Source organism: Agrobacterium sp. OT33 (genome assembly GCF_017313365.1).
Taxonomy (GTDB): Bacteria; Pseudomonadota; Alphaproteobacteria; order Rhizobiales; family Rhizobiaceae; genus Agrobacterium; species Agrobacterium rhizogenes_A.
The window spans coordinates 133650-147188 of sequence record NZ_JAFLMZ010000005.1 but is presented as its reverse complement, the minus strand read 5'-3'; the positions used below and the strand labels follow the sequence as shown (position 1 = coordinate 147188).

12 protein-coding genes are annotated in these 13539 nt (G+C 60.4%); 10 read left to right on the top strand and 2 right to left on the bottom strand.

From position 1 onward, the window contains the following. Window positions 1-104: 104 nt before the first annotated feature. Window positions 105-1619 carry an amidohydrolase family protein gene (locus tag JZX88_RS13585; RefSeq protein ID WP_206913889.1) on the bottom strand — a complete coding sequence of 505 codons (1515 nt, stop codon included), beginning with the start codon at window positions 1617-1619 and terminating at the stop codon, window positions 105-107. A 159-nt stretch (window positions 1620-1778) separates the two neighbouring features. On the opposite strand from JZX88_RS13585, the gene JZX88_RS13580 reads away from it, so the two are divergent. The 7 genes from JZX88_RS13580 to JZX88_RS13550 all read left to right on the top strand — a co-directional run bounded on the left by JZX88_RS13580 (window position 1779) and on the right by JZX88_RS13550 (window position 10212). Then, window positions 1779-3344, top strand: coding sequence for an ABC transporter substrate-binding protein (locus JZX88_RS13580; RefSeq protein WP_206913888.1), 1566 nt, complete (start codon window positions 1779-1781; stop codon window positions 3342-3344). 261 nt (window positions 3345-3605) lie between these two features. Beyond that, window positions 3606-4574 carry an ABC transporter permease gene (locus JZX88_RS13575; protein WP_142841969.1) on the top strand — a complete coding sequence of 323 codons (969 nt, stop codon included), beginning with the start codon at window positions 3606-3608 and terminating at the stop codon, window positions 4572-4574. Window positions 4575-4592: 18 nt separating this feature from the next. Beyond that, a complete protein-coding gene (locus tag JZX88_RS13570; RefSeq protein ID WP_206913887.1) occupies window positions 4593-5540 on the top strand; it encodes an ABC transporter permease in 948 nt (315 codons plus the stop codon). Window positions 5541-5545: 5 nt separating this feature from the next. After that, window positions 5546-6739, top strand: a complete 1194-nt coding sequence (locus JZX88_RS13565; protein WP_206913886.1) for an amidohydrolase family protein — start codon at window positions 5546-5548, stop codon at window positions 6737-6739. Beyond that, a complete protein-coding gene (locus JZX88_RS13560; protein WP_206913885.1) occupies window positions 6739-8232 on the top strand; it encodes an amidohydrolase family protein in 1494 nt (497 codons plus the stop codon). The genes JZX88_RS13565 and JZX88_RS13560 overlap by 1 nt, the downstream gene beginning before the upstream one ends. Continuing rightward, complete coding sequence (locus JZX88_RS13555; RefSeq protein WP_206913884.1) at window positions 8225-9208, top strand: ABC transporter ATP-binding protein; 984 nt, start codon at window positions 8225-8227, stop codon at window positions 9206-9208. The genes JZX88_RS13560 and JZX88_RS13555 overlap by 8 nt, the downstream gene beginning before the upstream one ends. Continuing rightward, window positions 9205-10212, top strand: a complete 1008-nt coding sequence (locus JZX88_RS13550; protein ID WP_206913883.1) for an ABC transporter ATP-binding protein — start codon at window positions 9205-9207, stop codon at window positions 10210-10212. The genes JZX88_RS13555 and JZX88_RS13550 overlap by 4 nt, the downstream gene beginning before the upstream one ends. A 9-nt stretch (window positions 10213-10221) precedes the next feature. Here the strand turns inward: JZX88_RS13550 and JZX88_RS13545 are convergent, their stop codons facing one another. Then, entirely contained in the window at window positions 10222-10899 is a 678-nt protein-coding gene (locus JZX88_RS13545; RefSeq protein ID WP_065116831.1) for a GntR family transcriptional regulator, read from the bottom strand. Between the two features lie 130 nt (window positions 10900-11029). On the opposite strand from JZX88_RS13545, the gene JZX88_RS13540 reads away from it, so the two are divergent. From JZX88_RS13540 to JZX88_RS13530, 3 genes are all read left to right on the top strand, one after another. Then, entirely contained in the window at window positions 11030-11659 is a 630-nt protein-coding gene (locus JZX88_RS13540) for a flavin reductase family protein (protein ID WP_142857941.1), read from the top strand. A gap of 22 nt (window positions 11660-11681) precedes the next feature. Then, on the top strand, window positions 11682-12398 hold the full coding sequence (locus JZX88_RS13535; RefSeq protein ID WP_206913882.1) for an aspartate/glutamate racemase family protein: 717 nt from the start codon (window positions 11682-11684) through the stop codon (window positions 12396-12398). Window positions 12399-12506: 108 nt separating this feature from the next. Then, complete coding sequence (locus JZX88_RS13530; RefSeq protein ID WP_174029995.1) at window positions 12507-13442, top strand: LysR family transcriptional regulator; 936 nt, start codon at window positions 12507-12509, stop codon at window positions 13440-13442. The last annotated feature ends 97 nt before the right edge of the window (window positions 13443-13539 follow it).

Genomic DNA, 13539 nt, shown 5'->3' with positions numbered 1-13539 from the left:
ATGCCAGTTTCGCTCCCCGGACCCCTCCAGGCCGGGGAGTTTTTGTTTCTGCGAAAGGTTTCCGGCACTTCCACTTGCGCTATCGGAAGGATGCTGGCTCTTTATTATTCGTCGTGGCCGATGCCGCCTTGTTGCCCGTGAGCCGCCGGCTCCGGTGGCCGGGGAGGGTGGACAGGTTCTTCGAAGGTCCGCAACAGTTGGCCCCAACCCGGGTCGTGCATATGCGCTTCGAGACCGGCGCGGGCGGCGAGGGCCAGCGCTTCTTGCTGCCCGAAGGAGATGGCCGCATCGACATCCGTCGTTAGAACCCGGCCGTTTTCCATCAGCATTTTACCGTCCACGAAGACGGTATCGACATCGCTGCCCAATACCTGATGCACCAGCCGGTGCACCGGCATCCACATCGGCATCAGATGCGGTTTGCGCATGTCGATGATGACGACGTCGGCTTTTTTGCCGACTTCCAGCGAGCCGATCTCGTCCTCCATGCCGATGGCGTGGGCGGCGTCGATGGTGATCATTTCGAATATCTTGCCGGGCGGCAGCAGGTAACGATCATGGTTGTGCAGCAGGTGCTGAGTGAATTGCGCCAGACGCGCCGTCTGCAACATGTCGAAATGGCGGCTAGGGGCTGCGCCGTCGGTGGTGATGGCAACACGAATGCCTTTCGACATCATTTCCATGATTGGCGTTGCCCGGCCGGGCGGTGCGTGCGTAACGCGAGTTCCGGTTTCAGCCAGAATGTCGATCTCGTCATGCGAGATGCCCCAGCAATGCTGGAGATGGATATCAGGGCCAAGCAGCGCATTTTCCTTGTCCTGATACGCCATGCGGATCTGTCCGGCAAAAGCGTCCGAATGCAGCCTGACGCCGGTTTTTCGTGCCGTTTCACGAATTCGGCGCGCCTGCACCCGGTCATTTTCCGTCAGTTTCACCGCCTGATCTGGCGTCGAAGCATTGGAGGGCTCCACTGACGGAACGATGGTGAAAGGTGTGAGGAAGACACTGATGCGGCCATCCGCCGTGCCGTGCAGGGCATCGATGGTTGCCTCGCTGCCTTCGATCATCTCTTCGAAGCTGATATGGCGGCGCTCCGGCGAACGGCTCTCCCATCGGGTGACCGCATGTGGCCATGGCAGGCCGGAAGGGCCGACACAGATGATTTCGCGAAGGCCTATCTCCTCATAGGCGCGGGCATGGTTGATGGCGAAGACGGGATCGTCGGCGCGCGGCATCGAGGTGATGATGCTGGCACCGGTCGTCACACCGGCGCGTAGCCGCTCGATGCCGGAGACCAGGCCGTCGGCGTACCAGTAATCGCGGGTGACATAATGATAATAGGTCGGCGTCACCACCTTCATCCACATGGCGTTGGTATCGGCGGCAATGCTGCGGATCAGCGCATGCCCGGCATGGCCATGCGCATCGATCAGGCCGGGAATGATGAGTTTGCCCCGGCACTCGATGATCTGCTTGTCGGAGTGACGTGCGGCGAGTTCCCCGGCCGTGCCGATGTCAACGATGCGGTCATCCTGAATGGCAAGGCCGCCATCCTCGATAATCCGTCTTTCCCGATCCACGGTGACGATCGTGCCATGCAGCAGCAGATAATTTCCCATTCGCCTTCTCCCATATGTTTGCAGTCGGTATCCAGAATTTCCAAATTTTGAATACGATAATTGTCAACAATATTATTGACAATAAGCCGCAGCAAAACAATACTCCGCTTGCTCAGCCGCCAGCCGGCTTTCCAACGACCTATAAAAAGGGGGGATCAAATGTCCCGAATTAGAAGTTTTGTCCTGGCCGCCATGGCCGCCGCCGCCATTGCCGCTCCCGCAAGCGCAGAGACCCTGCGCTGGGGTAGCCGCGCCGATCTTTATTCGCTCGATCCGTATTCGGTGCCTTCCACCTCCAACCTCGCTTTCCTCAACCACATCTATGAAGGGCTTGTCCGTTACGGGCCGGACTTCAAGATCGAGCCAGCGCTGGCGACGGAGTGGAAACTCGTTGATGGAAAGACCTGGCGCTTCACCTTGCGCAAGGGTGTGAAGTTCCATGACGGCTCGGATTTCACCGCTGATGATGTGGTCGCTTCCTTCACGCGCGCTTCAGATGCCACCTCGCCATTGCGCGGCAATATTCCGGTCTTTGCCGGCGTGAAGAAGGTCGATGATTACACTGTTGATCTCGACGTCACCGCACCGACCTCGCTTTTCCTGAACGACATCACCAATATCTTCATTTTCAACGCCAAGTGGTTGAAAGATAACAATAGCGAGAAGCCGACCGACTTCGCCTCCAAGGTCGACGGTTATACGACGATGCACACCAATGGCACCGGGCCGTTCAAGCTCGAAAGCCGCGTGCCCGATAGCAAGACGGTTCTTGTTGCCAATGACGGCTGGTGGGACCAGAAAAAACACAATCTCGACCGTATCGAATTCGTGCCGATCGCCTCGGCCGCGACCCGTGTTGCAGCGCTGCTTTCCGGCGAAATCGACCTGATCGATTCGGCGCCGATCCAGGATCTGCCGCGGCTTGAATCCTCAGCCAATATCACGGTGAAGAAGCGCACCGAACTGCGCACGCTGTTCATCGGTTTCAACCGCCGTGAAAAGCTGGAAGACGGCAAGCCCAACCCGTTTAATGACCTGCGTGTGCGTCAGGCATTTGAGGCGTCGCTTGATCGCGATCTCATCAACAAGAAGGTCATGCGCGGCCTTGCAAGACCTTCAGGCTCGCTCATCGCGCCTGAAATCGCCGGTTATGCCAAGTCGCTCGATACCTATGAGCCCGCCGATCCGGCAAAAGCACAGAAGCTGCTTGCCGATGCGGGCATGAAGAACCTCGCTTTCACCTATACCTGCATGAATGATGAAAGCATCAACGAGGAAGATATCTGCTCCGGCGTTGCCAACATGCTGAAGCGCGGCGGTTTCCAGCCGACGATCGACATTGCACCGCGCTCCGTGCAGTCGCCCAAGCGCAATGGCGGCAAGGCCGATGTCTTCAATCTCAGCTGGGCGAACGAGCCGACGCTCGATGCCTTCTCGTTCCTGTCGCAGATCCTGTCGACCCGCAAGGGTGCGATGGGCGTCTCCAATTATGGCGGCTGGTCGAACCCCGAGATCGACAAGCTGGTCGATCAGGCAGCGCAGGAACAGGACAACACCAAACGTCTTGCGCTTGAAGAAGCCGCGTTGAAAATCGCCAAGGATGAAACCATGCTTGTTCCGCTGCATCAGCAGCCCATTGCATGGGCCATGCTCGGAAAGGTCAAGAGCGTCGACTTCCGTGCCGATAACAAGCCGCGTCACTGGCTGACACAGCTCGACAACTAATGCAGAACGCTGGAAGGGCGTCGGCCTGTCGCCGAACGCCTTTCCAGCCTTTCCGGCGCAGCTCGCCTCAGCCGTTGAAACCGTGATGCTCACGAACAGGGACGGCCGAAACGCGATCCTCCGCCGGTGCAATTGTCGACAATGTGACGGGTTCAGGCGCGCGGCATCGCCGCATCGTTGCGAAAGCTCTACCCTGTCTCTGGAAGAGAATGGTCGAACCTGGCACGCCTTGTGGCGCGGGTTCGCATCCGAGAGGTAACCATGCTGGTTTTCATCATCAAGCGTTTGGGAAATGCCGTGCTCGTCATGCTTTCCGTCGCGCTTATCGCATTTCTGATTTTCCGGCTTGCGGGTGATCCCGTTGAGCTGATGGTCGGCGAACAGACCTCGCAGGAGGATCGGGCGGCCCTGCGTGAGCGCCTCGGCCTCAATGACAGCCTGCCGACGCAATATTTTCGGTTTGTGAAAGATGCGGCAGAGGGCAATTTCGGCGTTTCCTATCGCAACGGCCAGCAGGTGTTGCCGCTGATAGCGGAGAGGTTTCCGGCAACGCTGGAGCTTGTTCTTGTCGCCACCGTCCTGTCGCTGGTCGTCGGTCTGCCGCTTGGGGTGCTGACGGCAATCAGGCGCGGCAAGTGGTATACGGAGGGCCTGCAGTTCCTGTCGATCGTCGGCGTCTCCCTGCCGAGTTTCGTTGTCGGTATTCTGCTCATTCTCGTCTTTTCGGTGTCGCTTGGCTGGGCGCCGGCCTTCGGTCGCGGAGATGTGGTGCAGATCGGCTGGTGGTCCACCGGGTTGCTGACGTCCTCCGGGCGTGCAGCCATCATTTTGCCGGCCATTGCGCTTTCGCTTTATCAGATCACGCTCGTCATGCGTCTGGTTCGCGCCGAGATGCTGGAAGTGCTGCGCTCCGATTTCGTGAAGTTTGCGCGGGCCCGCGGCATTCCCCGCTGGCGTATCTATTTCCGCCATGCGCTTCGCAACTGTCTCATGCCTGTCGTGACGCTGACGACGATGAATGTCGGCTCGCTCATCGCCTTCGCGCTGATCACGGAAACGGTGTTCCAGTGGCCGGGCATGGGCATGCTGTTCATACAGGCGGTGACGTTTCTCGATATTCCCGTCATGGCCGCCTATCTCTGCATCATTTCCTTCATCTTCGTTGTTCTCAACACGTTCGTCGACATTGCCTATGCGGTGATCGATCCGCGTCTGCGCACCGCGCGTTAACCGAAGGGAGCCGGTTTCATGACAGACCTTCCACAAATGGCAAAACCCACCCGCCGGTCGCTTTTCAGCCGTATGCGCGACAGCGATCTCTACTGGTCCTTCAGTCGCAGCAAATCGGCGAAGATCAGTGCGCTGGTCCTCTCAATCCTGATCCTCGCTGCCATATTCGCGCCGCTGATCGCGCCGCAAAACCCCTATGACGGCGCTTCACTGGACATGTGGAAGGCCGAGTTGCCACCGGTGTGGCAGGAGGGCGGCGAATGGCCCTATCTGCTCGGCACCGACACGCAGGGGCGGGACATGCTCTCCGCCATTCTTTACGGCACCCGCATATCGATCGTCATCGGTGTCGCTTCCGTGGCGCTGTCGCTGGTCATCGGCATGACGGCCGGACTGGTCGCGGGTTATTTCGGCGGCTTTGCCGATAGTCTCCTGATGCGGATCGGCGATATCACACTCTCCATCCCGACAATTCTGGTGGCCATCCTCGTCTCGACGGTGGTACGGCAGATGTTGCCGGACAGTCTGCGCGAGGTGGGGGCATCCGCCGTGCTCATTTTCGCCATCGCCCTTTCCGCCTGGGTGCAATATGCGCGCACCGTGCGCGCGCAGGCCATCGTCGAAACCGGCAAGGATTATGTGCAGGCGGCCAAACTCATCGGCGTTCCCGCCCGTCGCATCATGGCCAACCATATCCTGCCCAATACGCTCACACCGATCATGGTTGCCGCCACGCTCAATTTCGGCATGGCGATCCTCACCGAAGCGACGCTGTCCTTCCTCGGCATCGGCATGCCGCCCAGCCAGCCTTCGCTTGGAACGCTGATCCGCATCGGCAACCAGTTCCTGTTCTCGGGTTCGTGGTGGATCGTATTGTTTCCCGTTTTCCAGCTCTGTCTGCTCGTCGTCACCGTCAACCTTCTGGGTGACTGGCTGCGCGATGCGCTCAATCCGAAACTGAGGTGAGTTCCATGCACGATCTTCTGCTCCGCAACATCAGGCCCATGGCGGGCGATACCTGCGACATTCTGATCAGGCAGGGAAAGATAGCCGGTTTCGGAAAGTTCGAGGCCGAGCCGGGCATGCCGGTCGAAGAGGGAAATGGCGCGATTGCCGTTCCCGGCCTTATCGATGCCCATACCCATCTCGACAAGACGACATGGGGCATGCCCTGGCATGTTAATAATCGCGCCGCGATCCTGCGCCAGCGGATCGACTTTGAACGCGAAAACCGGACACAGATCGGCATCGATCCGCACCGCCAGTCCATGCGCCACGCCATCGGCCTTGCGGCCAACGGCGGCACCCATATTCGCAGCCACGTGGATATCGACCCGACCCATGGCCTGGCGCTTGTGGAGGGCATCTGGGAGACCCGCGAGAAGCTGAAGGGCATCATCGACATCGAAGTCGTCGCCTTCCCGCAATCCGGCGTCATGGTCATGCCCGGCACCGTGGAGCTTCTGGACGAGGCCCTGAAACAGGGCTGCGAAGTGCTTGGCGGCATCGATCCATGCGGCATCGACCGCGATCCGAAAGGCCAGCTGGATATTCTCTTTGCGCTTGCGGTCAAGCACGGCGTGCCGATCGACATCCATCTGCATGAGGCTGCCGATCTCGGCGCCTTCACCATGGAGCTGATCTTCGAGCGTATCCGGGCCAATGGTATGGAAGGCAAGGTTGCGATCAGCCATGCCTTTGCACTGGGAATGAATGATTACCTGCGGGTCGGCAAGCTGATCGAAGAGATTGCAAGGCTCGACGTGGCGATCCTGACGACCGGTGCGCCTTCGGTAAATGTGCCGTCGATCATGCGACTGAAGGAAGCGGGCGTGCGTGTCGGCGGTGGTTGCGACGGCATTCGCGATACCTGGGGGCCATGGGGTCAGCCGGACATGCTCGACCGGGCAAAGATCATCGGCATGAAGAACGGCCTGCGCTCGGATATCGAGCTTGCCCATGTGCTGCATGTGGTATCGCAGGGCGGAGCCGATGTCATGGGGCTTGGTGATTATGGCCTGAAGGAAGGCCGCGCCGCGGATTTCACGCTGCTTACGGGCGAAACGCTCGCCCATGCCGTTGTCGATATCGCGCCCCGGCCGCTCGTCGTCAAAGGCGGCCGCGTCACCGCCAGAAACGGCAAAGCCATCGTGGAGGCGCCGTGATGAGCGCCGCTTTGCAATCTCTCGCGCTTGGCGAACGTCCGTCGGGTCGCACGCTGCTTACCGCAAGCTGGGTTGTCGGACACAAGGACGGATCACACCGGCTCTTGAAAAACGGCGAGGTGGTCTTCGAGAATGGTGAGATTCTCTTCGTCGGGCACGGTTTTCCCGGCGAGGTCGCCCGTCGCGTCGATTTCGGCAACGCCCTCATCAGCCCCGGCCTGATCGATCTCGATGCGCTTTCCGATCTCGATACGACGATCCTGGGGATCGATCACTACCCCGGTTGGGCCAAGGGCCGGGTCTGGCCGCGATCTTATGTTGAGGCCGGTCCTTACGAGATGTATTCCGAGGAGGAACTGGCCTTCCAGAAGCGTTTCGCTTTCGGCCAGCTGCTTCTCAACGGCATCACCACGGCAGCGCCCATCGCTTCCCTGTTCTACCGGCAATGGGGCGAAACCGTTGCCGAATTCGAGGCTGCGGCCGATGCTGCCGGCGCACTCGGCCTGCGCGTCTATCTCAGCCCCGCATACCGCTCCGGCGGCATGGTGCTGGAAGAGCCGGGGCGCATGGTGCCTGTCTTTGACGAAGAGCGCGGCTTTCAGGGGCTGAAGGATGCGGTGTCCTTCATCGAAAGACAGAGCGGACGGCATGGTGATCTCGTGCGCGGCATGCTCGCGCCGGATCGGGTCGAGACATCGACGCTCGCCCTGTTGCAAAGAACCGATGCAGCCGCTCGTGATCTTGGATGCAAGTTCCGTCTGCACATGGCGCAGGGCACGATGGAGGTCGATACCGTCCGCAGCCTTCATGGCTCCACGGCGCCCGTGTGGCTGGCCAAGGCCGGTCTCCTCAGTGAGCGCCTTGTCGCGCCGCACGCCACCAATGCGACGGACGAAGATCTGGCGCTCTACGCTGAAAATGGCGTTTCCATCGTCCACTGTCCGCTGGTGTCGGCCAGAGGTGGCAGCAAGCTGTCGTCGTTTTCGTCGTGCCGGCAGCGTGGCATCAACATCGCGATGGGCACGGACACGGCACCGGCCGACATGCTGATGAACCTTCTGGTCGGGCTCATCACCTGCCGCATCAGTGATGGCGTGCCCGACAGGGTCCGTTCGGCCGATCTGTTCGACGCCGCCACGATCGGTGGCGCAAGGGCGCTGGGCCGTACCGATCTCGGACATCTCTCAAAGGGTGCCCGCGCCGATATCGCGGTTTTTGATCTCGATGATACCGTCATGGCCCCGAGCGTCGATCCGATTACGACCATCGTTACCGGCGGTTCGGGCAAGATCACACGCGCGGTCTTCGTTGATGGCCGCCTGTCAATGCGCTCAAGGCAGGTCGCGAATATCGACATGGAGCAAGCCCGCGTTCAGGCGCAGGCGCAGTTCGATGGGCTGATCGCGAAATATCCCGAACGAAGCTGGGCCAATCCGCCCGTTTCGGAAATTTTTCCCCCGAGCTACCCGGTGGAGGTTGACGCCAATGGATAACATGAACCAGTCGGTTATCGACGTTCGCAATCTGAAAGTCGAGTTTCCGGGCCGCAGAGGCACGGTGACCGCCCTTTCGGATGTCAGCCTGTCGATCCGCCCCGGCGAAATCCTCGGCGTCGTCGGCGAATCCGGTGCCGGAAAATCCATGACCGGACTTGCGATACAGGGCTTGCTGGAAAAGCCCGGCCGCATCGCCGAGGGCGAGATATGGCTCGGGTCGCGGCGTATCGACAAGTTGGACGACAGGGCGATGGAGGGCATTCGCGGCCGCGAGATCGGTGCGATCTTTCAGGATCCGCTCACCTCGCTCAACCCGCTCTTTACGGTTGGCGCACAGCTGGTCGAAACGATCCGCCAGCATCTGCCGCTCTCCAGGAAAGAAGCGCGGGGGCGGGCGATTCAACTCCTGAAAGATGTCGGCATTCCGTCTCCGGAAGATCGCGTCGATCATTATCCGCACCAGTTCTCCGGCGGCATGCGCCAGCGTGTCGTCATCGCACTGGCGCTGGCCGCCTCGCCAAAGCTCATCATTGCCGACGAGCCGACCACGGCGCTTGACGTGTCGATCCAGGCGCAGATCATTTCGCTGCTGCGCAGGCTGTGCAAGGAGAAGCAGACGGCGGTCATGCTGGTCACGCATGATATGGGCGTCATCGCCGAAGCCGCCGACCGCGTTGCCGTGCTTTATGCCGGCAGGTTGATCGAGGTCGGGCCGGTCGAGCAGGTTCTGCATGTGCCGAAACATCCCTATACGCAGGGCCTGATGGCCTCCATCCCTTCGCTCGGCGCGCGGGTGGAGCGGCTCAACCAGATCGACGGGGCGATGCCGCGTCTTGATGCGATCCCGCCGGGCTGCGCCTTCAATCCGCGCTGTGGCTTTGCCGGCCCCCGCTGTCTTCGCGAGCGCCCGGAACTGGAAACGCAGGGCAGCAGCGCAAGCGCCTGCTGGATGAATGCAGGAGGAACAGCATGAAAACCTCGGTGACAAAAACACCCGCACTGACGGTGAAGGGTCTGACCAAGACCTTCGATGTTTCCGCCCCGTGGCTCAACCGTGTCATCGAGCGCAAACCCCGTCAGTTCGTGCAGGCCGTCAACGACATCGATTTTACGGTGCCAGCCGGTGGCTGTCTCAGCATTGTCGGCGAAAGCGGCTGCGGCAAGTCCACCGTCGCGCGGCTGGTGACGGGGCTGTTCCGCCCAAGCGCCGGCGAATTTCGTTTTGCCAAAGGGCGGAAGGATGCGCCGCTTTCGGCGCAGATGATCTTTCAGGATCCCTATGCCTCGCTCAATCCGCGCTGGCGGGTGAAGAACATCATTGCAGAGCCAATCCGCGAGCTGAAACTGCGCCCCACCCGGGCAGAGACAATGGAGCGGGTGGAAGAGCTGCTGCGAACGGTCGGCCTCTCTGCCTCCGACGGCGAGAAATTCCCGCATGAATTTTCCGGCGGCCAGCGCCAGCGTATTTCGATTGCCCGTGCCCTGGCAAGCGAGCCGGAGTTTCTGGTCTGTGACGAACCGACATCCGCGCTTGATGTATCGGTGCAGGCGCAGGTGCTGAACCTGATGCGGCGGCTGCAGGACGAGCTGGGGCTGACTTATCTCTTCATCAGCCATGATATGAGCGTGGTTCGCCACATGTCGGACCGTATCGCTGTGATGTATCTCGGTCGCATCGTGGAGGAGGGCGATACGGAGGAGCTGTTCGCCCGCCCGCGTCACCCCTATACGCAGCTTCTGCTGCAGACCATTCCCAATATCGAGGCCCCGCGCCGCGACCGGGAACTGGTGGCAGGCGAAGTCCCAAGCCCGCTCAGGCCGCCCTCGGGCTGCACCTTCCATCCGCGCTGCCCGCTTGCAACGGCGCGCTGTTCGGCGGAGGTGCCGCAGGTGCGCACGCTTGCCGGCGGCACACGCGTTGCATGTCATCTGGTGGAGGATGAAGAGGTGTTGACGCAGGAACGGGAGCGCGCCTGACCCGCAAGGTCAGGCGAGTGCCGCCCGCAGATCATGGGAAAGGTCGCGGATTTCGCTGAGGTCGAGTTCCGCTTCCACATGTTCGAGGTGATGGGTCATCAGATGCGTGGCCCTCGCCGGGTCGTTATTGGCGATCGCGTCGACAATTTCCGCATGTTCGTCGGGCCCGCAGTTAAAGCGGTCCGTGTTGCGGTAAACGGCAGTGATGAGGGAGGAACGCGAAATGAGGTCGCGCATGGTGGTGAACAGGAAATCGGAACCGACCGTTTCCGCAAGCAGCAGGTGGAAGCCGCCGGAAAGCTTGATGATGTCGGTGGTGATGTTGTGAGCGTTGGCCACGCGCTCCTTTTCGACGTGGTCGCGAAGCCGCTTCAGCGCGGCCTTGGTGGTGGATTTGCAAAGCCGCTCAACAACGCATTGTTCTACCGTGCGGCGCACGAAGAACACGTCTCTCGCCTCTTCGACCGAGGGTTTGGAAACGAAGGCGCCGCGATTGGGAACGATGGTGACGAGACCGTCGCGCTCCAGCACGGAAAGCGCCTGGCGGATGCGCGCGCGGCTGACGCCAAAAATCGTGGCGAGCTGTTCTTCCTTCAGCTGCACGCCCGGGCGAAGCCGTCGTTCGGCGATCGACAGCCAGACTTTCTCGACAATTTGTTGCGTGGACTGGCCGTTTTGTTCGGTCATCGGTTTCGCTCTCCATTGTGGGTAGAGAAGCGTGATGCGGTGGAAAAAGTCAACCGTTTCAACAGAGTTTTGGTTGCAAGATTGTCAACAATCTGAAATAATATTGTGTACTATAAACAGGGCAGTTGTCATGGAATTCGACTTCACCACGCTCGAGCCGCAGAGCCGTTACCGTCTGCTGACGAATTTTATCGGTCCCCGGCCGATAGCGCTCGTCACGACGCGTTCGGCTGCCGGCCACAACAATGCGGCGCCGATGAGCTTTTTCAACGTTTTCTCCCATGATCCGCCGATCGTCGTCCTCGGTATCCAGCCGCGGGTGACGGGCGAGGAGAAGGACACGATGGTCAATATTCGCCGCACCGGCGAATTCGTCATCAACATGGTCGACATGGCCCTGTCGGAACAGATGCTCGTCTGCGGCCTCGGCTTCGACAGCGAGGTGGACGAACTTTCCATGGCGCGGCTGACCGCGACCCCCTGCAGCAAGATCGATGCAAGCTTTGCGGCGGAATCACCCTGCGCCTTCGAGTGTCGGGTGGAGCGTCTGATCGATTATCCGCGCCGCACGCTGGTTCTGGGTGAGGTTGTGCATATGCATGTGCACAAGGATTGCCTCGATGAAGAGGGGCGTTATGTCGATCCGGACCGCTACCAGCCGATCGCACGTCTTCACGCCGACAATTACATTACTTCGGACCGCCAGTTCGTCCTCAAGGCGCCAGCGATTACCGACTTCATCAAGCCAGATGGCGCGTGAAGGTCCTGAAAGGCTTACCCCGATGCATATTCGCCTGATCAACCCGAACTCTACGGCCTCGATGACGGCGCAGGCGCTCGACAGTGCCTTGCGCGTCAAACACATGGATACGAAAATTTCCGCTGCAAATCCCGTCGATACGCCCGTCAGTATCGAAGGTGGAGCGGATGAGGCGCTGGCCGTTCCGGGCCTGCTGCAGGAAATCCGCAAGGGTGAACAGCTGGGCGTCAACGCCTATGTCATCGCCTGCTTTGACGATCCGGGACTGCATGCGGCCCGCGAAGTCGCGCGCGGGCCGGTCATCGGCATCTGCCAGGCCGCCGTGCAGGTGGCCATGACGATCAGCCGCCGATTTTCCATCATCACCACCCTGCCGCGTTCGATCCCCATCATCGAGGACCTTGTCGGCAACTATGGGGCGGAGCGGCATTGCCGCAGGGTTCGCGCCATCAATCTGCCGGTGCTTGGTCTCGAAGAAGACCCTCTCGCCGCCGAACTGATGCTGATCCGCGAGATCGAAGCGGCCAAGAAGGAGGATGCGGCGGAAGCGATCATCCTTGGATGCGCCGGCATGTCGGCTCTGTGCGACAGGCTGCGCGAGGCAACCGGCGTGCCTGTTATCGACGGCGTTACGGCGGCGGTGAAACTGGCGGAGGCGCTGGTGGGGGCCGGTTACAGCACTTCGAAGGTCAACGCCTATGATTATCCGCGTATCAAGGGAATAGAGCTCGTCGCCTAAGCCTGATTTATGGGAAAACGGCCGCAGCCATTTGCGGGCTTGCGCTCCTCGCTTTAGTGTTCTCCCGCGCGCCGCCTTCGCAAGGGTCGCGCGCTGCGGGGAGGACGCATGATCGACAAGCTGGAATTTTTCATCGCATTGGCGCGCGCGGAGCATTTTGGGCGGGCCGCGGAGGAATGCGGTATTTCGCAGCCCAGCCTCTCGGCGGCGATCCGGCAACTGGAGGATCAGCTGGGTGTCGTTCTGGTGGTGCGCGCCGCCCGTTATCAGGGGCTGACGCCGGAGGGCCAGCGTGTGCTGGAATGGGCGCGCCGCATCGTTGCCGATACGCGCACCATGCGTGAGGAAATGCGCGCCGCCCGCAAGGGTCTGGCCGGCCATATCCGCCTTGCGGTCATTCCCACCGCGCTTGCCATGGTGCCGCGATTGACGGAGCCGTTTCAGGCCCGCCATCCCGCCGTGACATTTTCGGTAACGTCACGCACCTCGCTTCAGGTGCTGGGGCAGATAGAGAATCTCGAGATCGACGCGGGAATCACCTATCTCGACAATGAGCCGCTGGGGCGGGTGACGACGGTGCCGCTTTATTCGGAGCGATATCACCTGATCGCAGCGGCCGGAACACCTTTGGCCGATCAGGAAAGCGTTACCTGGAGGCAGGTTGCCGGTCTTAGGCTATGCCTATTGACTTCGGACATGCAGAACCGCCGTATCATCAACAAACACATGGCGGAAGCGGGTGTGGAGGTGAAGCCAACACTCGAATCCAATTCGATGATCGTGCTTTTTTCTCATATTCGAACCGGACAATGGGCTTCAATAATGCCGCGTAACATAGCGGAATCATTCGGATTTCCAAAACAGATAAAAATGATCCCGATCATCGAGCCCGATGCCGAGCATCTCGTGGGGTTGATTGCGACTTACCGCGAACCGCATACGCCGCTGGTTTCAGCGCTTCTTCACGAGGCGCGGCAGCGCGCCGCGGAGCTGGCTTTTGATAGGAAATTCCTATCGAGCGACGGAAACACCTTATTGACCTGATCCTGCCGCTCTCGCCATTCTTGCCGCCAATGCAGGGGCTGCGAAAGGGCTGAAAATGTCCCGCCCGCCATCCTTGCCCCTGTCGGTTTGGGAGGAC

Bases quoted from the DNA above. Each gene is read 5' to 3' on its own strand.
- JZX88_RS13575 (WP_142841969.1), top strand. From the start codon at position 3,606: ATGCTGGTTTTCATCATCAAGCGTTTGGGAAATGCCGTGCTCGTCATG.
- JZX88_RS13540 (WP_142857941.1), top strand. From the start codon at position 11,030: ATGGAATTCGACTTCACCACGCTCGAGCCGCAGAGCCGTTACCGTCTG.
- JZX88_RS13545 (WP_065116831.1), bottom strand. From the start codon at position 10,899: ATGACCGAACAAAACGGCCAGTCCACGCAACAAATTGTCGAGAAAGTC.
- JZX88_RS13570 (WP_206913887.1), top strand. From the start codon at position 4,593: ATGACAGACCTTCCACAAATGGCAAAACCCACCCGCCGGTCGCTTTTC.
- JZX88_RS13585 (WP_206913889.1), bottom strand. From the start codon at position 1,619: ATGGGAAATTATCTGCTGCTGCATGGCACGATCGTCACCGTGGATCGG.
- JZX88_RS13535 (WP_206913882.1), top strand. From the start codon at position 11,682: ATGCATATTCGCCTGATCAACCCGAACTCTACGGCCTCGATGACGGCG.
- JZX88_RS13565 (WP_206913886.1), top strand. From the start codon at position 5,546: ATGCACGATCTTCTGCTCCGCAACATCAGGCCCATGGCGGGCGATACC.
- JZX88_RS13580 (WP_206913888.1), top strand. From the start codon at position 1,779: ATGTCCCGAATTAGAAGTTTTGTCCTGGCCGCCATGGCCGCCGCCGCC.
- JZX88_RS13530 (WP_174029995.1), top strand. From the start codon at position 12,507: ATGATCGACAAGCTGGAATTTTTCATCGCATTGGCGCGCGCGGAGCAT.
- JZX88_RS13555 (WP_206913884.1), top strand. From the start codon at position 8,225: ATGGATAACATGAACCAGTCGGTTATCGACGTTCGCAATCTGAAAGTC.
- JZX88_RS13550 (WP_206913883.1), top strand. From the start codon at position 9,205: ATGAAAACCTCGGTGACAAAAACACCCGCACTGACGGTGAAGGGTCTG.
- JZX88_RS13560 (WP_206913885.1), top strand. From the start codon at position 6,739: ATGAGCGCCGCTTTGCAATCTCTCGCGCTTGGCGAACGTCCGTCGGGT.